The organism is Salibacterium lacus, assembly GCF_042684865.1.
GTDB classification, from domain to species: Bacteria; Bacillota; Bacilli; order Bacillales; family Marinococcaceae; genus Salibacterium; species Salibacterium lacus.
In genome coordinates, this window is record NZ_JBHUML010000006.1 from 113,819 (window position 1) to 132,559 (window position 18,741).

Annotated in this window: 22 protein-coding genes; 1 reads left to right on the forward strand and 21 read right to left on the reverse strand. The window is 49.3% G+C overall.

What is annotated here, in order from left to right:
- Window positions 1–2 precede the first annotated feature (2 nt).
- The 10 genes from ACFSUB_RS16390 to ACFSUB_RS16435 all read right to left on the reverse strand — a co-directional run bounded on the left by ACFSUB_RS16390 (window position 3) and on the right by ACFSUB_RS16435 (window position 10,008).
- Window positions 3–836 carry a flagellar hook-basal body protein gene (locus ACFSUB_RS16390; RefSeq protein ID WP_380714358.1) on the reverse strand — a complete coding sequence of 278 codons (834 nt, stop codon included), beginning with the start codon at window positions 834–836 and terminating at the stop codon, window positions 3–5.
- A 12-nt stretch (window positions 837–848) separates the two neighbouring features.
- Window positions 849–1,853, reverse strand: a complete 1,005-nt coding sequence (mreB, locus tag ACFSUB_RS16395) for a rod shape-determining protein MreB (RefSeq protein WP_380714359.1) — start codon at window positions 1,851–1,853, stop codon at window positions 849–851.
- 242 nt (window positions 1,854–2,095) lie between these two features.
- Window positions 2,096–2,374, reverse strand: a complete 279-nt coding sequence (gene spoIIID, locus ACFSUB_RS16400; protein ID WP_380714360.1) for a sporulation transcriptional regulator SpoIIID — start codon at window positions 2,372–2,374, stop codon at window positions 2,096–2,098.
- A 387-nt stretch (window positions 2,375–2,761) separates the two neighbouring features.
- On the reverse strand, window positions 2,762–4,417 hold the full coding sequence (locus ACFSUB_RS16405; RefSeq protein ID WP_380714361.1) for a sodium:solute symporter family protein: 1,656 nt from the start codon (window positions 4,415–4,417) through the stop codon (window positions 2,762–2,764).
- Between the two features lie 36 nt (window positions 4,418–4,453).
- On the reverse strand, window positions 4,454–4,756 hold the full coding sequence (locus ACFSUB_RS16410; protein ID WP_380714362.1) for a DUF4212 domain-containing protein: 303 nt from the start codon (window positions 4,754–4,756) through the stop codon (window positions 4,454–4,456).
- A gap of 107 nt (window positions 4,757–4,863) precedes the next feature.
- Window positions 4,864–5,046, reverse strand: coding sequence for a hypothetical protein (locus ACFSUB_RS16415; RefSeq protein ID WP_380714363.1), 183 nt, complete (start codon window positions 5,044–5,046; stop codon window positions 4,864–4,866).
- A gap of 307 nt (window positions 5,047–5,353) precedes the next feature.
- Entirely contained in the window at window positions 5,354–6,229 is an 876-nt protein-coding gene (locus tag ACFSUB_RS16420; protein ID WP_380714364.1) for a peptidoglycan DD-metalloendopeptidase family protein, read from the reverse strand.
- Window positions 6,230–6,322: 93 nt separating this feature from the next.
- The gene (gene spoIID, locus ACFSUB_RS16425) at window positions 6,323–7,315 is read right to left on the reverse strand and encodes a stage II sporulation protein D (RefSeq protein ID WP_380714365.1); all 993 of its coding nucleotides are present in this window, start codon (window positions 7,313–7,315) and stop codon (window positions 6,323–6,325) included.
- A gap of 713 nt (window positions 7,316–8,028) precedes the next feature.
- Window positions 8,029–9,345, reverse strand: coding sequence for a UDP-N-acetylglucosamine 1-carboxyvinyltransferase (gene murA, locus ACFSUB_RS16430; protein WP_380714366.1), 1,317 nt, complete (start codon window positions 9,343–9,345; stop codon window positions 8,029–8,031).
- A gap of 432 nt (window positions 9,346–9,777) precedes the next feature.
- On the reverse strand, window positions 9,778–10,008 hold the full coding sequence (locus ACFSUB_RS16435) for a DUF1146 family protein (protein WP_090926432.1): 231 nt from the start codon (window positions 10,006–10,008) through the stop codon (window positions 9,778–9,780).
- Window positions 10,009–10,405: 397 nt separating this feature from the next.
- Here ACFSUB_RS16435 and ACFSUB_RS16440 point away from each other — a divergent pair, with 397 nt between their 5' ends.
- The gene (locus tag ACFSUB_RS16440) at window positions 10,406–10,906 is read left to right on the forward strand and encodes a DUF1722 domain-containing protein (RefSeq protein WP_380714367.1); all 501 of its coding nucleotides are present in this window, start codon (window positions 10,406–10,408) and stop codon (window positions 10,904–10,906) included.
- Here the strand turns inward: ACFSUB_RS16440 and ACFSUB_RS16445 are convergent.
- The 11 genes from ACFSUB_RS16445 to ACFSUB_RS16495 all read right to left on the reverse strand — a co-directional run bounded on the left by ACFSUB_RS16445 (window position 10,874) and on the right by ACFSUB_RS16495 (window position 18,713).
- Window positions 10,874–11,521 (reverse strand): hypothetical protein, encoded by a 648-nt coding sequence (locus ACFSUB_RS16445; RefSeq protein ID WP_380714368.1) that lies wholly within the window; start codon window positions 11,519–11,521, stop codon window positions 10,874–10,876. The two genes, ACFSUB_RS16440 and ACFSUB_RS16445, sit on opposite strands and share 33 nt — an antisense overlap.
- A gap of 33 nt (window positions 11,522–11,554) precedes the next feature.
- Window positions 11,555–11,956 carry a F0F1 ATP synthase subunit epsilon gene (locus tag ACFSUB_RS16450; RefSeq protein ID WP_380714369.1) on the reverse strand — a complete coding sequence of 134 codons (402 nt, stop codon included), beginning with the start codon at window positions 11,954–11,956 and terminating at the stop codon, window positions 11,555–11,557.
- 27 nt (window positions 11,957–11,983) lie between these two features.
- A complete protein-coding gene (atpD, locus tag ACFSUB_RS16455) occupies window positions 11,984–13,396 on the reverse strand; it encodes a F0F1 ATP synthase subunit beta (RefSeq protein WP_380714370.1) in 1,413 nt (470 codons plus the stop codon).
- 39 nt (window positions 13,397–13,435) lie between these two features.
- Window positions 13,436–14,296: an ATP synthase F1 subunit gamma gene (gene atpG, locus ACFSUB_RS16460; RefSeq protein WP_380714371.1), complete on the reverse strand. Its 861-nt coding sequence runs from the start codon at window positions 14,294–14,296 to the stop codon at window positions 13,436–13,438.
- A gap of 55 nt (window positions 14,297–14,351) precedes the next feature.
- On the reverse strand, window positions 14,352–15,860 hold the full coding sequence (atpA, locus tag ACFSUB_RS16465) for a F0F1 ATP synthase subunit alpha (protein WP_380714372.1): 1,509 nt from the start codon (window positions 15,858–15,860) through the stop codon (window positions 14,352–14,354).
- A gap of 22 nt (window positions 15,861–15,882) precedes the next feature.
- On the reverse strand, window positions 15,883–16,422 hold the full coding sequence (locus tag ACFSUB_RS16470; RefSeq protein ID WP_380714373.1) for a F0F1 ATP synthase subunit delta: 540 nt from the start codon (window positions 16,420–16,422) through the stop codon (window positions 15,883–15,885).
- Window positions 16,419–16,919, reverse strand: a complete 501-nt coding sequence (gene atpF / locus ACFSUB_RS16475) for a F0F1 ATP synthase subunit B (protein ID WP_380714374.1) — start codon at window positions 16,917–16,919, stop codon at window positions 16,419–16,421. Before atpF ends, ACFSUB_RS16470 begins: the two co-directional genes overlap by 4 nt.
- Before the next feature lie 85 nt (window positions 16,920–17,004).
- Window positions 17,005–17,211: a F0F1 ATP synthase subunit C gene (gene atpE, locus ACFSUB_RS16480; RefSeq protein WP_093339005.1), complete on the reverse strand. Its 207-nt coding sequence runs from the start codon at window positions 17,209–17,211 to the stop codon at window positions 17,005–17,007.
- 70 nt (window positions 17,212–17,281) lie between these two features.
- Window positions 17,282–18,010: a F0F1 ATP synthase subunit A gene (atpB, locus tag ACFSUB_RS16485; RefSeq protein ID WP_380714376.1), complete on the reverse strand. Its 729-nt coding sequence runs from the start codon at window positions 18,008–18,010 to the stop codon at window positions 17,282–17,284.
- Between the two features lie 95 nt (window positions 18,011–18,105).
- Complete coding sequence (locus ACFSUB_RS16490; protein ID WP_380714377.1) at window positions 18,106–18,477, reverse strand: ATP synthase subunit I; 372 nt, start codon at window positions 18,475–18,477, stop codon at window positions 18,106–18,108.
- The gene (locus ACFSUB_RS16495) at window positions 18,474–18,713 is read right to left on the reverse strand and encodes an AtpZ/AtpI family protein (protein WP_380714378.1); all 240 of its coding nucleotides are present in this window, start codon (window positions 18,711–18,713) and stop codon (window positions 18,474–18,476) included. The genes ACFSUB_RS16490 and ACFSUB_RS16495 overlap by 4 nt, the downstream gene beginning before the upstream one ends.
- Between the last annotated feature and the right edge of the window lie 28 nt (window positions 18,714–18,741).

The following is an 18,741-nucleotide window of genomic DNA, read 5'->3' on the forward strand; positions in this document are numbered from 1 at the left end:
GTTTATCTCAGACTTCCGATTTCATTTGCCGCGCGCTGCATGCTTTGGTCATAGGTCCGGAGCATGCGCTGATTGGATTCGAATATGCGGTAGGAATTCATGAGTTCTGTCATCGTCTGCCCCGGATCGACGTTGGAACGTTCCAGAGAGCCCTGACTTATCGTATAGCCGACTCCATCTGCTCCTATTGCGGTTGGAAGTTCCTCTGCCCCGTCCTCTGCTTCAAGACGGAGAAGACCGCTGCCTTCTTTCACCATGTCATTGGCATTCTCCGCATAGGCTACACCCAGCTGGCCGGCTTCTGCTCCGTCTTCATCCGTGACAACACCATTTTCATTGATGTTGAAATTCTCATTACCGACTTCAAGCGGATCCCCGTCTTCTCCCAGCACATAGTGACCCTGACTTGTCGTCAGAAAACCTTCGCCATCTACCGTCCAGTTACCATTTCGGGTGTAACGTTCCTCCCCGTCGGCATTGGATACTGTGAAAAACAGCGACCCTGGTTCACCATCTTCGCCTTCAGGCATTTCGCCCTGCCAGATCGCAGCATCTGTTGTATTTCCGGTCTCACGGAGGTCTCCCTGACTAAAGTTCGGAGTCCGGTCCTGCATGTAGACACCTGTGGCAAGCTCCCCCATTGGAGCAGGACGGCTTCCGGGCGTGCTGCCTGCGTTCTGAGCCTGGACTAACATTTCCGGAAATGTACGGTTGGACCCCTGATCTGCTTTAAATCCGGGAGTGTTAATGTTTGATAAATTTTCAGAAAGCATTTCCGTGTTCCGCTGCTGGGCAAGCATGCCGGACGCTGCGCCGTAAAAACCTCTCAGCATCATTCGAACTCCTTTCTAGATCTTGACTTTCTTGTTTGCCATTTTGTCAAGGTTTTCGAGAATAATACCTGTTCCATTCGCCACACAATTCATCGGTTCCTCCGCAATGATGACCGGTACTCCGAGTTCATCACCGAGCAGTTCATCTATGCCGTGCAGAAGGGCCCCGCCGCCGGTGAGAATAACTCCGCGGTCAATAATGTCCGCCGACAGTTCCGGCGGTGTCTGTTCAAGAACATTTTTCGCCGCATGAACAATGTGGTTCACCGATTCGGTCAGCGCCTCGTATATTTCCTGTGAATTAATGGTGATGGTCTGCGGCAGGCCGTTCACCATGTCCCGTCCACGGATCTCCATTTCCCGGTTGGATCCGTTCGGGGCGACTGTTGCCACCTCTTTTTTCACCATTTCTGCGGTTCGGTCGCCGATTAGAAGCTTATATGATTTCTTGATATAATTTAAAATATCCAGATCAAATTGATCTCCCGCTGTTTTGATGGAATTCGCCGTAACCACAGATCCCATCGAGAGAACTGCTACATCGGTCGTGCCGCCGCCGATATCAACTACCATATTCCCGCTCGGCTGGAAGATATCCATACCGGCACCGACCGCGGCCACTTTCGGTTCTTCTTCAATGAATACATTCTTGCTGCCGCTTTTTTCGGCGGCTTCAATGATTGCTTTCTGCTCGACAGATGTAATGTTGGTCGGGCAGCAGATTAATATCCTCGGCTTGGACATCATGCTTTTGGCATTCACTTTTACAAGAAAATGATTTAACATGGCTTCTGTCTGATCAAAGTCGGCAATCACACCGTCTTTCATCGGTCTTGTTGCGATGATGTTGCCCGGGGTGCGGCCCACCATACGGAAGGCTTCCTCTCCGACAGCCATAACATCTCCGCTCTTTCGGTCCATCGCTACGACCGAAGGCTCATCCAGTACAATGCCCTGTCCTTTAATATGTATCAATACGTTTGCGGTTCCCAAGTCTATGCCGATATCCCTGCCAAACATGGCTTATATTCCTCCTCGTCGATTGTGAGCGGTCTTTAAAAATGGATGACTTTATCCGTTAGTATAACATCAATTGATATGGTCCATGCTCTTTTATATCAAACGTTAGTCTCTATTGTATGATTTTATCATATTTTATCAGCCAGCGGAATATATCCTCGTTCTTCTTCGGGATTTGTTTTTCGAAGACTGTCCAAAAATGAAGAAGCTTGTTCTTTTCAGACAGCCTTTTGACAAAAGGATTAAAGAGTGAGTTCTGTTTCCATACTTTTCCGGTCGTTCTCATATTTCGTGCGCGTAGCTTCTCCGCCGCGCAGGTGACGAATGGATTTGTGATAATCCAGGACAAACTTCACTTCTTCGGCAAGTTCCGGGTTAATGGTTTCCAGTCGTTCGGTTAAATCTTTATGGACCGTACTCTTGGAAACGCCGAATTCTTTTGCTATCACCCGCACTGTCTTGCGCGTTTCGACAACATACCGTGCCATCCTGATCGTTCGCTCTTTGATGTAATCATGCACACCACTCGCCTCCTACCGCAATCTTGGTGAATTAATACAGTTTATTAAACAAGAGCGATGGATATACCAAAAAGTCTGATAGGACAAGGGTTAAAGACTGATGAAGAGGCTGGGAGCGGACTAGAATACGGCGTTTTGCAGCCGGATATTTCATTCAGAAAATTTGGTTATTACATACAGGGGCCGTGTAAGAGAACTCGAAAAGAAAGGAGTGGTGCTGGATGCTGCATCAGAAGATCAACGGCACGTGTCCCATTCCCGCCCATGAAATTATCACGCACTCTGACAAACAGCGATAAAAAACATCATTTCCCAGGAAATAATGAAAAAATCAGCGGCAGGACGCCGCTGATTTCCAGAATAAGCTGTAAGCTTCGGAGTTTCATTTTACTTTCCGTCGTTTATCCATACTTCCCCGTCTTTGTACGTCATCTGTTCCGGATAGCGTAAATCGATGACATCGTCCTGCAGACGCTGCGGTGGTGCCGGCGTGTTTTTAGATACAAGCACACAAACGAGGAAATTGATCGGCACCCCGATCAGACCGGCGCCGGTGTCCTGAATCCCCAGAAGCGTGATGCCGTTCATAGCAAGGAAAATATAGCCAAGGGTACAGCCCAGCCCTGCGAGCATTCCTGCAATGGCACCATGGGTATTCATCCGTTTCCACCATATGCCGAGGAACAGAACCGGAAAGAACGTTCCGCCCGCCAGCGCAAAGGCCCACGCTACAATCTGGGTAATCACACCCGGTGGATCCAGAGCCACAAGTCCGGCAATGACGGTCGAAAGGACAATCGCGATTCGTCCTGCCAGGAGTCTCTTTGCATCCGATGCATCCGGCTTCATTAAGCGGTAATAGATATCATGAGCAAAGGAAGAGGAAATGGTAATCAAAAGTCCCCCCGCTGTCGATAGGGCAGCCGCCATTGCGCCGGCGGCAACGAGACCGATGACAAACAATCCGAGCTCGGCAATCTCCGGCGTCGCCATCACAACGATGTCCTCCCCTACAGACAGCTCTGTCCACTGCAGAATACCGTCTCCGTTTTTATCGGCCGTCTGCAGCAAACCTGTATTCACCCAGCTTTCCGTCCAGGCCGGCAGTTGGTCCATGGGACTTCCGGCAACCCGGGTCATTAAAATGAAACGCGAAAATGCAGCATAGGCAGGAGCCGACAAATAAAGAATGCCGATAAAGAGCAGCGCAAAGGCACCGCTCCAGCGCGCCGCTTTCATCGTGCTGACTGTAAAAAAGCGGACGATAACATGCGGAAGCGCTGATGTACCAACCATTAATGTGAACATCAAGGCAAGAAACTGGCTTTTATCACTTTCTGTAAATGGAGCGAAATATTCCGACAATCCGAGCTGCCGGTCTATTTGTCCTATGTCATCGACAATCTCTCCATATGTCAGCCAAGGCAATGGATTACCTGTTATCTGCAAAGACATGAATACAATGGGAATGATATAAGCCACAATAAGAATCATATATTGTGCCACCTGCGTCCAGGTAACCCCTTTCATTCCACCAAGCGTCGCATAGATAGCAATGATCACAACGCCGATCATCGTTCCATATGCCGCGGGTATGTTAAACAGCCTGCCTATCACCACACCAGAACCGGATAACTGTCCGATAATGTAGGTGAAACTGATAATAACGGTTGCAATCGCAGCAATCAACCGGGCGGTATTGCTTTCGAACCGGTCCCCGATAAATTCCGGCACGGTGAACCGTCCGTATTTACGCAGCTGCGGAGCAAGCAGAAATGTGAGAAGCAGAAATCCTCCCGTCCAGCCCATAATATAGGGCAGTCCATCGTAGCCAAGAGCCATAACCGTGCCGGCCATTCCGATAAAGGACGCGGCGCTCATCCAGTCGCCGCCGATCGCCATACCGTTCCACATTGGCGGAATACCACGGCTCGCTACGTAAAAATCCGATGTTGCTCTCGCCCTGTTATATATAGAGATACCAATATAAAGAGCAAACGTAACCAAAATAAGTCCAAGGGACACAAGCATCTGCGAATCCATATATTCATTCCCCTCTCTTCTATAACGTGCTGCGTTTTATTCCTGCGTATGTTTCTGGTCACTGACAGCAGCATTTGCCGTGTCATCGATACCATACTTTTTGTCAATCCGGTCACTGAATACGGCATTCAAAAACAGGCAGAGAATGAAAACAATCACTGCTCCCTGCGAACCCATATAATAATGAAATTCCACGCCCAGAAATTTAAATTGGGAAAAGAACTCTGCAAATGCCGCTACGCCAAACGATACGACAAAACCTATGCTCAAAAAGATAATAATCAATCTTGTCCGCATACGAAAATATGCCTCTGCCGTCTTCTTATCTACTTTCCGCAATGTATCCACCTCCGTTTAGTATGTCCCGCGTGCTGCATGGATGGTTACTCCTGAAAACAACCCTGCCCCCCTCCTCTATGTAATCGCTTTCAAAAAATCCCTGTCATCTACCGCATTCCCATGATCATCTGGATCGTTTCCCACAACGGAAGCGGCACCATCACAATTTGAATAACAATGTACACACCCATAGCAGCAAACGGCGCGGCAAGAAGAATCGGCTTCTTCCATTTCAACATGCCGATGATCGCTGCAATGGCAAGGACCCAGAACCCAATAAGAATACCCATGGTCACCCTCCTTCCTTTTCTAAAGGATGCTTTGTGAGGCGGATCATATGATCTGTTCAACCTCACCTTTTATGTTGTTATAGTACAAATTATTTCAAACATTCCTTATGTCAGTCAATTCTTTTTTCACATAATGTTCAATTATTTTTCAACATATTGTGACATTTTCGTGTGTTGCTGTTTTCTACTTGAAAAAGTGAAAGCCGCGCCAATATCCCGGTGCAGCTACTATCACAAAAAGCCCGGACGATGTCAGCTGCTTCATGCAGCATCGTCCGGGCGTTCTCCCTGTTACTTCGTCTCTGACTTATCCATTCTCATTCTCGTTATCTTCGTTACCGTCATCGCCGTCCAGGATAGGGAATTCCTCCAGACCGGACGATTCTTCCTCATCGTTCTCTGAGTCATCCCCTTCGTCTTCGCGTGCTGTCTGCTCTTCTTCCTTGTTTCCACTGTCACTGCTTAATGCCGTAAGCTGTTGATGAAAGGCTTCGTCCGGATTAAGCGGCTCTCCGTTTCTGCGTACTTCAAAATGAGCGTGAACGCCTGCATCTTTGTTATAGAGATTTTCAGCTGCTGCGCCCAAAACAGAACCCTGCGTAATCGTATCGCCTTCTTCCACTTTTATATCCTGAAGGCTACTGTAGGAAGTGACGATGTTATCGGTGTGTTTAACATCCACAACCTGTCCGAGAATCTCATCATTTTCTACGTTTACTACTTCACCCGTCGCGGCCGCCGTGACTTCAAACGATTCTTCGTCCTGACCGGCAATATCGATCCCTTTGTTCTGATAGTACATATCATTGTAGTATACGAGAGAATCCTGCTGTTCTTCAGCTGAAGCGTCATGATCGTAATAATACCCAATAATATCTACACTATCTTCGTCCATCACCGGCATCTGCAGCGTCTCGTCTCCGGAAGCGGCGGGCATGCTGTCTTCGCCTTCCATCGTTCCTTCATTTTCGCCTGCATCCTGCTCTTGTGCCGGAGGTTGTTCTTCTTCCGCCTGGTTTGTGCCGGTTGGACTCTGGATGACAAAGTACGTCCCCAGCAGAAAGGCGCAGACACTCAAGTAAGCAGCCGGCCAGAACCATTTTTGTTTTGACCAAGTCCGTAGTCTGTCCTTCATTCCTCTGCGTTCTCTTGCTGCGGCTTGCTGTTTTTCCTTATTTTTCATGATTATCACCTCAGCTCCCATTGTGATCAGGAGTGAGGAAAATTATACCTTTGAATGCGGATTTTTTATTCGAATTTTTCTAAAGGGGGACATTCAGGACAGTCCTGCTATTTCAACCCCCTTATAATAGTGCTTCACAATTTCCTCATATGTCTTTCCTTCATCAGCCATGCCATCCGCGCCGTACTGGCTCATCCCGACACCATGTCCCCAACCTTTCGTTGCAAAAATCATCTTATCTCCCTGGCGGCTGATGGTAAAATCAGTGGAATCGAGCTCCAGTTCCTCCCGGATGTCACGCCCTGAAAATGTTTCCCCGCCTAGCTCCACTTCTTCCACTCTGCTGCTTTCGGTACGGCTTAAAACAGTACCGGATGCGCCTTCAGACAGTGAAATACCAAGAGCCTGTTCCACCTCAGCCACGGACATGGACATTTCATTTGCATACCGGGGGGACTCTGTATCCCACGGACTTTCCACACTTTGCAGATACGGCTCCGGGTTCTGCCAGTAATCTTCCGCATTTTCGGTATGACCGTTGCTGGTGGAAAAAAAGGAAGCTGTGATCGGCTGTCCTTCATACGTTAAGACCTGTCCTTTTGTGGCACGTACTGCTTCGTTTATTTTTTTCATTTTCCATTCAAAATCTCCTCCCCACTCTTCCTTCAGCTCTTCTTCACTTTGATACACCTGATGCATCGTTGTATCGGTGACAAGCGCTCCGTCCGGCAGGTTGATTTCTGAAGGAGAGGCGATCTGTTTCGCCGCGTACGTCCGTGCTGTGAGGGCCTGGGCTTTCAGAGCTTCTATATCAAATGATACCGGCATCTCAGAGGCAACCACTCCCGCCACGTATTCCTCAAGACCGGTCTGTTCCACCGTTTCGGTTTCACTGCGGAATACAGGGATGGTTCGTTCCGATTCTTCAGCCGGCTGGGTCAGCGGCTCCTCCCCGGAGCTTTCCGGTGCGGTATCGGTTGTCTGTGTACCAGATGAATCAGGTGGCCCCCCTATGCTGATGAATAACACCGGGATAAGAAAAAACAATACGAAAAGAAATACGGAGATCAACGCTCCTTTTTTCATCCATTTACCGCCCCCTGTTTCCTTTCATTGTGCACACACTTTCCATATGTATGCCGCACGTCTCCGGCGTATGATTGAATCCTGTGCGGGATATAGCTTTTAAAAAGGACTGGATTGAGTGTCGACGCATAGCTGAAAAGGGTTGAGGAGGGGATACTGCGGTTGTTCCCGGCCGGAGCGGGATCGATGGGGGTGTATCAAAAATCTACTACCAGACATAAAATACTTCGCTAACATGTTGGGCATGCGCTGCAGGCGGACGCTTTCACTCCAGAGCACAAGGGCGACATCGGTTCGCCGGGGCTCACCGTGTCTTCTATGCCGCGGGCAGCGCCTCATTCCCCACAGGTGTCGCCGCCTTCCGCTCCTGCCCGTGATTACATTCTCTTTATCACAAAAAGGGAGCTGTACCTTTTGATACAGCCCCCATCGACTTCCACCTCAGGATATTAATTCCTGTTTCCAGCGGCGCAGTGTCCACCAAATTGTTATCCGCGGACACTATGTTCTTATTTTTCGATGGCAGTGTACACAGCCGGATGAATCACAGCCAAAAGGAACCCCCGCTGAAGGTGTTGGCCTGTCTGCAGGCACAGGGTTCTCTTTTAGAGTACAAGGGCGGCATCCAAATCCGCTTCCTTCCACTTCTATCCAGGGTTTCATTCTCTTTCATAAAAAAAGGAGCTGTATCTATTGATACAACCCCGGTTGATTTAATGATTGACGGTACGTAGTATTTTTTCTTCCTTGGAAGAGCTTTCTTCCATCTCTGTCACTTCCACTCGTTCCACACGGGCTCCCAGTCCCTGCAGTTTCTTGTGGAAATCGACATAACCTCGGTCGAGATGCCTCAGCTCGGTCAACGTGGTTTCCCCTTCAGCCACGAGTCCGGCGATAATCAAGGCAGCGCCGGCCCGCAGATCGGTAGCTGCCACTTCGGCTCCCTGCAGACGGGTCGGGCCGCTGACGATGGCCGTTTTTCCTTCAATTTTCACGTCTGCGTTCATGCGGCGGAATTCCTCGACATGCATGAAGCGGTTCTCAAATACGGTCTCTGTGATGACAGCCGTCCCTTTCGCCTGCGTGAGAAGCGCCATGAACTGCGCCTGCATATCTGTTGGGAATCCGGGATGCGGCATGGTTTTCAGGTCCACCGGCCGGAGAATATCCGGCCCGATTACTCTCATACCGTTATCCTCGTCTTCAATGATAACGCCCATTTCACGGAGCTTCGCGACAAGCGGGCGGATATGCTCGTGAATCGCACCTTCGACAAATACATCTCCGCCTGTAATGGCCGAGGCGATCATAAGGGACCCTGCTTCAATCCGGTCCGGAATGATGGAGTGTACGGCCCCTTTCATCTGTTTGACGCCTTCGATTCGAATCGTCCCGGTACCGGCCCCGCGGACTTTGGCACCCATGGCATTCAGGTAGTTCGCCAGGTCCACAATTTCCGGTTCTTCCGCCACATTCTCAAGAATGGTCGTTCCTTCAGCGAGAGTAGCCGCCATCATAATGTTTTCCGTCGCTCCTACACTCGGGAAATCGAGATAAATCCGGGCTCCCTGGAGGCGGCCCTGTACTTTCGCTTCAATGTAGCCGTTGCCGATCTCCACAACAGCTCCCATTGCTTCGAAGCCTTTGAGATGCTGGTCAATCGGACGGGATCCAATCGCGCAGCCTCCCGGAAGTGCAATATGAGCGCACCCTTTTCTTGCAAGCAGCGGTCCCATGACGAGAAAGGACGCCCGCATTTTTCGAACGTATTCAAATGGAGCTTCTGTCGTCAGTTCACCTTCTGCATTGGACGTGAATACCCCGTTTTCAACATTCACATCTGCATCCATATAATTCAGTACATTTTTCATTGTAAATACATCAGCTAAAGTCGGGACATCATATATAGTGCTCGTTCCTTCTTCAGCGAGGAGGGAGGCGGCGATAACCGGAAGAACAGAATTCTTTGCGCCTTCTGCTTTCACGGTTCCGTTCAGCCGCTTTCCTCCCCTGACTACTATTTTTTCCAACGTTTTCCCCTCCGCGTCCGTTATAGTTCGTATCGTTTCTGCATGAGAATGACGTGTCCCGCCTGTTTTCATGCAGGCAGAATCAGTCATCTTTGTATTATGGATATTCATTCGTCCATGTAGGCGTGCCCTGTCCAGTAAAGAAACGGGTGCCCATTCTCGTCTTGTGTCCATTATTCATTACATTTGCTATTTCGTTTAGTCGTCGTGACAGGCTGCCGTGTTACAGATTACCCTGAAAAATGCCGGAGGGGGGATGATTCGCCGCCCCATTTTCCGGCTGTTCGCTATTTGCATCTGTTTTTCGACAAAGCGGCTGTCGTCTTACGTCGCAGCATAAGGCACCCTGTGCCGGCGTGCCCGGGTGCACGTCCTCATTTCTCATTTTCACCGGAGAGAGCACGGGCATACGTGGAAGATGGAGGGAGCTTCTCAAAAGAAATACCTGAGCGTCAAAGACCCTTGCAGGTACTCAATGAAAAACGAACTGACAAGGTGGCTCAACGCAATCGTCACAAGCACCATGAGCAGTTTCGCCTTCGGGCCTTCCGGATTCCGCAGAAAAACATCGAAGCGGAAAGACTGCAGACTCCACCATACAATAACCAAAAAGATAAGGTTGACAGTAATATGTAAGATCGCGTCCTGCCCTTCAGGATTCATCGCTGAAAACTCCTTAACAGCCCTTCAGACAATCCGAGGTGTATCTTAGGGCATTTTGCTGAAAGGGAAAAGAGCCCTTTCTCTCATTCAAACACATCACTTTATTGTAACATATCTGACTGCTTTCGACAGCATATTCCACTATGAGACTGATCTGTAACGGTCGTTTCAGCAAAATAATAACCTATATTACCATGACATAGTAGATATACCTCAATTATAATAAAAAAAAACAGGTTTTTGTATAAAAATCGGATATTTTTTAAAATTATATTACATTCGATATTTAATATGTAACATAATCGTAAAATACTTAGGAGAAAAATCACTGTATATATCCCTTTGTTTCAGGGCCTGCATTCAAAATGTATGGGGCATAAAGAGAGGAGGACTTTTGTTGGAACTTGTTGAAAATCTCCGCATCGCGCGGAGCAGTGCCGAAAAAATCTGGGCAACCGCTAAATACGATGTCATGGGCAGAGGGTATCAGCATTACAAATCATTATCCAAGCAGGCAGGAAGGCTTCACAATTTGTACGCTGTGCATCATTTTTTCCAAAGTCTCCGCGTTATTTCCGGCAGGCCATATGACCGCCGCGGCTGCATTAATACATTCGAGCATATGTGGGGATATGTAAAAAAAGACGCGGATCCGGAAGAAAAAGAAACATTTCAACATGATCTGAGCGAAGCGGCCAAGCTTCCGTATGATCACTTTTATGAATGGCGTGGGGGGATGGAACAGACCCGCCTCCTCCTTTGCTGCCTGGCGAGGAAATATCAAAAAGACTATCTGCTGCAGAGCATCATCCTATTTCCAGACACAAATTATCATATCCTCGAGAACCGAAAAGGAACTTTCATGTTATCCGGCGACAGGCTGTGGAAAGTGGATTAACCGAAAGCGTTGTTTGGCAGGGGCGTTCTCGATCGATCCGGCAGGGGACTGCTTCGAGGCTGCCCGGTTCTCGATCGATTCGGCCGATTTCTTGATCAATTCTTTCGTTTCTCGATTGATTTTCCCCACTTCCGCTCTTTTCTCGATTGATTCTCCGCATTTCTCGATCGATTCTCCCGATTTCCCGATTGATTCCCGGACATTCGGCTTCAGCGCGGCCATGCCACCGACCCCCGCACGGGACTGCTTCGTTCCTGCACCGTTCTCGATCGATTCTGCTGGTTTCTTGATCAATTCTTTCGTTTCTCGATTGATTTTCCCCACTTCCGCTCTTTTCTCGATTGATTCTCCCGATTTCCCGATCGATTCCCGGACATTCGGCTTCAGCGCGGCCATGCCACCGACCCCCGCACGGGACTGCTTCGATCCTGCACCGTTCTCGATCGATTCGGCTGGTTTCTTGATCAATTCTTCCGTTTCTCGATTGATTTTCTCCTCTTCCGCTCTTTTCTCGATCGATTCTCCCGATTTCCCGATCGATTCTCCGGTTACACGCTTCGATCCAGCAGCGGGAGGTGGTCGATATGTTCTCATCCATAAAAAAGGCTGTTCCACCGCAGGAAACCCTGCGCGGAACAGCCTTTTTTATTAATCACCGGCTACCTCGATCCGGGTAACGGCGCGTTTCAATGCGAGACGAGCCCGCTGATAATCGATTTCTTCCTGTTTGGCACGCTCGATACGATCCTCAGCCCGTTCTTTTGCTCTCCGGGCACGTTCGACATCGATCTGGGACGGTGTCTCGGCCGATTCAGCGAGAATCGTAACACTGTCGGGACGAACCTCAACAAAGCCTCCGTTGACCGCAACAAGTTGAATTCTTGATTCATATTTGAGGCGGACAGCGCCTACCGAAAGCGGTGCTACCAACGGAATGTGTCCGGGCAGAATACCAAGTTCCCCATTTTGGGAACGGGCGCTGACCATTTCCACATCCCCTTCATAAACCGCGCCATCAGGAGTGACAACATTGACATTGATCGTCGACATGATTCCTCCTCCTTACCGCAGTCCCGCTTAGGACATGGCCTTCGCTTTTTCGGTGACATCTTCAATCGGGCCACAGAGACGGAATGCATCTTCCGGAACATCATCGTGTTTACCGTCAAGAATCTCACGGAATCCGCTGATCGTGTCTTTCACCGGTACATACGATCCCGGCTGTCCGGTGAACTGCTCGGCAACGTGGAAGTTCTGGGAGAGGAAGAACTGAATCCGGCGTGCGCGGTGCACGACCATCTTGTCTTCTTCGGACAGTTCGTCCATTCCGAGAATGGCAATAATGTCCTGAAGTTCCCGGTATTTCTGCAGCGTCTGCTGTACTTCCTGGGCCACTTCGTAATGCTCCTCGCCGACATACTCCGGCGCAAGCGCACGGGACGTAGAGTCCAGCGGATCCACTGCAGGGTAGATACCCATTTCCGTCAGACGGCGCTCCAGGTTGGTTGTGGCATCAAGGTGCGCGAACGTCGTTGCAGGGGCCGGGTCGGTATAGTCGTCGGCCGGTACATAAATTGCCTGAATCGATGTAACCGAGCCTTTCTTCGTGGATGTAATCCGTTCCTGCAGCTGCCCCATCTCCGTGGCAAGCGTCGGCTGATAACCAACAGCGGAAGGCATCCGGCCGAGAAGAGCGGAAACTTCCGAACCTGCCTGGGTGAAACGGTAAATGTTATCAATAAACAGCAGCACGTCCTGACCGTCCACATCACGGAAATGTTCCGCAAGGGTAAGGCCGGTTAATGCGACACGCATACGTGCTCCAGGCGGCTCGTTCATCTGACCGAACACCATGGTGGCCTTATTGATAACGCCGGACTCCTGCATTTCAAAGTAGAGGTCGTTCCCTTCACGGGTACGTTCTCCGACTCCCGCAAATACAGAAATACCACCATGCTCTTGTGCAATATTGTTGATTAATTCCTGAATCAATACGGTTTTTCCGACACCGGCGCCGCCGAACAGACCGATCTTACCGCCTTTTACATAAGGAGCAAGAAGGTCGACGACTTTAATACCTGTCTCAAGAATTTCCGTTTCGGTTGAAAGTTCATCAAAGGCCGGAGCTTCGCGGTGGATAGGATCCTGCTTCACTTCCGGACCGATAGGCTCCCGCTGGTCAATGGTCTCTCCAAGAACGTTAAATACACGTCCAAGGACTTCTTCTCCAACCGGAACGGTAATCGGGCCGCCTTCATTAATAACTTCCGCTCCCCGGATTAATCCGTCCGTCGAGCCCATGGCGACCGTACGAACCGTGTCATTTCCCAGATGCAGCGCTACTTCCAGGGCCACTTCAACATCCTTGATGTTGTCAGCGTACCCTTTCTGGGAAACCGTGAGCGCGTGGTTCAATTCCGGCAGTTCCCCGCTTGGAAACGAAACGTCAACTACCGGACCCATAACCTGGGTGACGCGTCCATTGCTCATATTTTTCCCTCCTAAACTGTGTCTAAAAGCCACATTAACTTATTCCAGAGCAGCAGCTCCGCCGACAATTTCACTGATTTCCTGCGTTACGGCAGCCTGTCTTGCCCGGTTGTAGGACAATGTCAGATCGTCAATAATGTCGTCGGCGTTATCGCTTGCCGCACTCATCGCTGTCATTCTTGCGCCGAATTCACTCGCTTTAGCATCAAGCAGCGCTCCGAAAATCAAGCTTTCTGCATACTGCGGGAGAAGCTGTTCAAGGATAGCTTCTTCGGATGGCTCATATTCATAACTTTGAACTGTTTCTGTCCCTTCGCCTATATCTGTCAGTGGAAGCAGTTTTGTTTCATTCACTTCCTGCTGAATGGCGCTGATGAAATGGTTGTACCAAATGTACAGCTCATCGATTTCTTCTTCTCCGAACATGTTCACAGCAAGCCGTGTAATGTTTTTGATGTCATGAAAATCAGGCTGATCCGGGAGACCGGTTATTTCATCCATAACGGGGATTCCACGTCTTTGCAGCAGATCTCTCCCGATTTTACCCAGCACAATCACGCCGTATTCGCTGCTTGAATGGTGACGTTTTTCAATCTGATCCAAAAAGGAACGCAGGAGATTGGCATTATATCCGCCGGCAAGCCCCTGGTCGGAAAAAATCATGATATACGCTGTTTTTTTCACCGGACGTTCTTCAAGCATCGGGTGGGTAGCGCCGGAGTTCCCGGAGGCTATACCTCCCACCACTTCCCGGATCTTTCTCGTATATGGTTCGTAAGCCTGTGCATTTGCCTGGGCCCGGTTTAACTTCGAGGCAGATACCATTTCCATTGCTTTGGTTATCTGTTTCGTTTTCTTGGTTGAGCCGATACGGTTTTTAATCTCACGTAAAGAGGCCACTTGAATTCACCACCTTTTTTTCACACCGGTTGTGCATGCTTTTCGGTGCCTGGGCTTATTTGGAAACGCTGAAAGTCTTCTTGAAACCGCCGATGGCATTATTAAAGTCTTCCGATTCCGGAAGCTTTCCAGTTTCACGGATAGAATTCAGCAGTTCTTTATGATTGGAATCCAGATAGGCGAGAAGTTCAGCCTCAAACCGCTTGATATCCCCAACTGGAATGTCATCCATAAATCCGCTTGTCAGCGCGTAAAGAACCGATACCTGTTTTTCAACCGCCATCGGCTGGTGAAGGTCCTGTTTCAGGAGTTCAACCGTACGCTCCCCGCGTGACAGTTTCGCCTTCGTCGCTTCATCAAGGTCTGAGCCGAACTGTGCAAACGCCTCAAGCTCACGGAACGATGCCAGGTCAAGGCGCAGTGTACCTGCCACTTTCTTCATCGCTTTAATCTGCGCGGAACCACCGACACGGGAAACGGAAATACCCGGGTTTACGGCAGGACGCACACCGGAGTGGAACAGGTTCGACTGCAGAAAGATCTGTCCGTCTGTAATCGAGATAACGTTCGTCGGAATGTAGGCACCGACGTCACCGGCCTGCGTTTCAATAAACGGCAGAGCGGTCAGGGAACCGGCTCCCATGTCATCACTTAGTTTCGCGGCACGTTCGAGCAGGCGGGAATGCAGGTAGAACACATCGCCCGGATAAGCTTCACGTCCCGGTGGACGGCGGAGCAGCAGCGAGAGTTCACGATACGCAGCTGCCTGTTTGGTCAGGTCGTCATACACGACAAGCACGTGCTTGCTGTTATACATGAATTCTTCACCCATGGTTACACCGGCATACGGAGCCAGATACAGAAGCGGTGCCGGATCGGCTGCGCCTGCATTCACAACAATCGTATAATCAAGGGCACCTTTCTGACGGAAGGTTTCCACGGTTCCTGCAACGGTTGATTCTTTCTGACCAATCGCTACGTAAATACAGATGATGTCTTCATCTTTCTGGTTCAAAATGGTGTCCACTGCAATGGATGTCTTACCAATCTGACGGTCTCCGACCACAAGCTCACGCTGACCGCGGCCGATTGGAATCATGGAATCAATGGCTTTAATACCGGTCTGAAGCGGTTCATGAACAGATTTACGATCCATGACACCCGGTGCTGCGCCCTCAATTGGACGTGATTTACCGGCTTCGTGCGGCCCCTGTCCGTCAATGGGCTGACCGAGCGGATTGACGACGCGCCCAATCAGTTCTTCCCCAACAGGTACTTCCATGATCCGGCCTGTCCGCTTGACTTCATCGCCTTCGCGGATTCCGGAATCCGATCCCATAATAATGATACCAACGTTGTTTTCTTCCAGGTTCTGAGCCATTCCCATTACGCCGTTGGCAAACTCGAGCAGTTCTCCGGCCATGACGTTCTCCAGACCGTGAGCACGTGCAATACCGTCACCTACCTGGATGACAGTTCCCATTTCATTCGCTTGAACATCAGACTGAAAATTTTCAATCTGCTGTTTCAGAAGAGAGCTAATTTCGTCCGATTTAATGCTCATTAACGTTCACCCCTATCCTCTATCATTTTCCGGAGACCAGCCTGCGCTGCATTCTGTTCAGCTGACCTTTTATGCTGCCGTCAAAAACCAGATTCCCAAGATCAACTTTCAGTCCGCCGATCAGCTCAGAATCAATTTCATTCCTGATATAGAGGGTGTTTTTTCCGGTTTTTTCAGCAAAAGTTTCCGAAATCATGGTGCGTTCCTCATCAGAAAGCGGCTTAACAGTCGTAACGAGCGCATGTCCCACTTTCCATTCTTCATCTACAAGATACTGAAACCGCTCGATCATGTACACGACAGAGTCGATCCGGTTTTTTTCCAGCATTAAAAGCAGCGTCCGCTGCACCATATCGCTCATGCCGGAGAAGCCGTTTTTCAGCAGTGTTTCCTTCTGTTCTTTGGGAACTTTCGGATGTTCAAGAATTTCAGGAAGTCCACTGTTTTCAGCAAACACTTCTTGTACCGTGTCGAGCTCCGAACGAATTTGCTCCAGCATGCTTTTTTCTTTTGAAAGTTCAAACAGGGCCTGGGCATACCGGTTGGCTGCTGCTCTTGTCATAGCCGTCCGCCTGCCTCTTTGACGTAATCTTCAATGAGCTGTTCCTGTTCTTTTTCATCCAGCTCTTTTTCGATAATTTTGGAGGCAATCATCACAGACAGGGAGCCGACTTCTTCACGCAGTTCGGCGATTGCCTGTTCTTTTTCCCGTGCGATGTCGGCCTGGGCACTTTCTTTCAGGCGCTGGGCTTCTGCGCGGGACTGATTGATGATATCTTCTCCCTGCTTTTCACTTGTCTTTTTCGCGTTTTCGATGATGGAGTGTGCCTCTTCTTTGGCACGTTCCACTTCCAGGCGCTGTTCTTCCACATATTTTTCCGCATCTTTGCGGTGTTTTTCGGCATTTTCGATTTCAGAAGAAATATGTTCTTCACGCTCTTTCATCACGTTCATGATTGGTCCCCACGCATATTTGCGGAGGAGAACCAGAAGGATAATGAACGTAACAATCGAGAAAAGCACGTCTCCCCAAGTAATTACTTCCGGCACGGAATTCACTCCTTTCGGTGATTGATACAAAAGGAATGGCGAAGTGTCGCCTGATGGACTCCGCCATTAATCTCAGCGGTGTATGTACCCGCTGCTACATAACGATGAACGCGATAACGATTGCGATGATCGGCAGGGCCTCAACAAGCGCGATACCCGTGAACATAATCGTCTGTAGTGTGCCGCGGAGTTCCGGCTGGCGGGCAACCCCTTCGAGTGTCGATTTCACGATAAGTCCGTTACCAATACCTGCCCCGATTGCTGCCAGTCCTGCTGCGATAGCTGCTGCTAATGCTCCCATTTGAATGTCCTCCTTAAATATAATGAATGATTGATTGTTTCTACATTTCTAAAAAAACATGGTGAATCGTTTAATGCTCGTCAAGCACCTTGTGTGACAGATAAACCATTGTCAGCATCAGGAAAATGAAGGCCTGAATGGCTCCGATAAATATACTGAACGCCTGCCACGCAATCATCGGAATACCTGCTCCCATGGCACTGAGAATACCGGCGCCCCCGATACCTGTTAAGAGTGTCAGAAGGATTTCCTTTGCGTACAGGTTACCAAACAGACGCATTCCAAGCGTCAGCGTGTTGGCAAATTCTTCAATGATGTTAAGCGGTAAAAGAAAAGGCACCGGGCGCAGATAATCTTTCCCGTACTCTTTTAGACCTTTCATCTTTACGCCGTAAAAATGTGTGAGAAAAATGACCATGACTGCAAATGTCATCGTAATCACCGGGTCTGCTGTCGGAGATTTCCACCACAACTCATGCGTTTCCGAGTTAACAATCATGAATGGAATACCGAGCATGTTCGACACGAAAATCAGCAGAAAGATGGTGATGCCGAGTCCGAAAAACCGTTCCCCGGTTTTCCAGTCCATCGTGCTGGAAATCGTGTTTTTGATAAAATCAATAATCCATTCGAACGCGTTCTGCATCCCGGACGGTTTCATTTTCAGATTTCTCGCACTAAAAAACCCAATACAGAACACGATCAGTGCAGCGACGGTCAGCATGATGATATTCGAGAGGTTCACGTGGAACCCCGTAATTCCAAATAAATCATGGACGATCGGAGATTCGTGTTGCATTTCTTTCCCCCCTTACTCTTCGTAAATGGTTCTCTGATTCCCTGTTGCCGCTTCTTCGCCCTTTGTTTACGTGCATGTCAAACGTTTGATCCGGGTTATGCGGGCTTTTTTTTAAACAAGGAGTGAAGAAGAATGATAATGTAGGGTGTCATTATACCGGTAACAAGGCCCATCAGATGAAAATGCCCGGGAAACTGAAGGAAAAGTACGGCTGCCAGCGCTCCTGACGCAAGCCGCGACAGCATTCCTGCAGAAAATGCCGATCTGTTCTCTTCCGCGGCTTTTCCGAGCTTTTTAACGTCCCGGTACATGCTCCAGACGTTAAAGAGACCGAGCCCCGTTCCGATCACGGCACTTAAAAAAAACACCTGGTACGGGCTCATTCCCCAGCCTATGACATACAGTGCCAGGGCATAAAACGTGAACTGAACATAACGCCTTGTCTCCTGCTGAAAAGTCTGGTTCATTTCCGGTCGTCTCCGTCTTTAAGATAGTACTCGAGCAGACGGATCACTCCGTATACTCCGGCGGCAAGTCCTGCCAGAAGGCCGATGATCATGATGAAAGGGTCTGTGCCCCATTTGTCATCCAGCCACCTTCCCGCGAATATGCCGATTAACAGGGGGCCGACTAAATAAGAGAGCACGGCTGATGTTAAAGCCGCGGACTGGAACGGTTTTGGAGACTTATGCTTGTCCGCCATATGACCCTCCATTCGCGGTGGTTCAAAG

Excerpts from the sequence above, each read along its gene's own strand:
- ACFSUB_RS16390 (WP_380714358.1), bottom strand. The coding sequence starts at position 836 with ATGATGCTGAGAGGTTTTTACGGCGCAGCGTCCGGCATGCTTGCCCAG.
- mreB (WP_380714359.1), bottom strand. The coding sequence starts at position 1,853 with ATGTTTGGCAGGGATATCGGCATAGACTTGGGAACCGCAAACGTATTG.
- ACFSUB_RS16405 (WP_380714361.1), bottom strand. The coding sequence starts at position 4,417 with ATGGATTCGCAGATGCTTGTGTCCCTTGGACTTATTTTGGTTACGTTT.
- ACFSUB_RS16415 (WP_380714363.1), bottom strand. The coding sequence starts at position 5,046 with ATGGGTATTCTTATTGGGTTCTGGGTCCTTGCCATTGCAGCGATCATC.
- ACFSUB_RS16420 (WP_380714364.1), bottom strand. The coding sequence starts at position 6,229 with ATGAAAAATAAGGAAAAACAGCAAGCCGCAGCAAGAGAACGCAGAGGA.
- spoIID (WP_380714365.1), bottom strand. The coding sequence starts at position 7,315 with ATGAAAAAAGGAGCGTTGATCTCCGTATTTCTTTTCGTATTGTTTTTT.
- ACFSUB_RS16435 (WP_090926432.1), bottom strand. The coding sequence starts at position 10,008 with ATGAATCCTGAAGGGCAGGACGCGATCTTACATATTACTGTCAACCTT.
- ACFSUB_RS16450 (WP_380714369.1), bottom strand. The coding sequence starts at position 11,956 with ATGTCGACGATCAATGTCAATGTTGTCACTCCTGATGGCGCGGTTTAT.
- atpD (WP_380714370.1), bottom strand. The coding sequence starts at position 13,396 with ATGAGCAATGGACGCGTCACCCAGGTTATGGGTCCGGTAGTTGACGTT.
- atpA (WP_380714372.1), bottom strand. The coding sequence starts at position 15,860 with ATGAGCATTAAATCGGACGAAATTAGCTCTCTTCTGAAACAGCAGATT.
- ACFSUB_RS16470 (WP_380714373.1), bottom strand. The coding sequence starts at position 16,422 with ATGACAAGAGCAGCAGCCAACCGGTATGCCCAGGCCCTGTTTGAACTT.
- atpE (WP_093339005.1), bottom strand. The coding sequence starts at position 17,211 with ATGGGAGCATTAGCAGCAGCTATCGCAGCAGGACTGGCAGCAATCGGG.
- atpB (WP_380714376.1), bottom strand. The coding sequence starts at position 18,010 with ATGCAACACGAATCTCCGATCGTCCATGATTTATTTGGAATTACGGGG.
- ACFSUB_RS16490 (WP_380714377.1), bottom strand. The coding sequence starts at position 18,477 with ATGAACCAGACTTTTCAGCAGGAGACAAGGCGTTATGTTCAGTTCACG.
- ACFSUB_RS16495 (WP_380714378.1), bottom strand. The coding sequence starts at position 18,713 with ATGGCGGACAAGCATAAGTCTCCAAAACCGTTCCAGTCCGCGGCTTTA.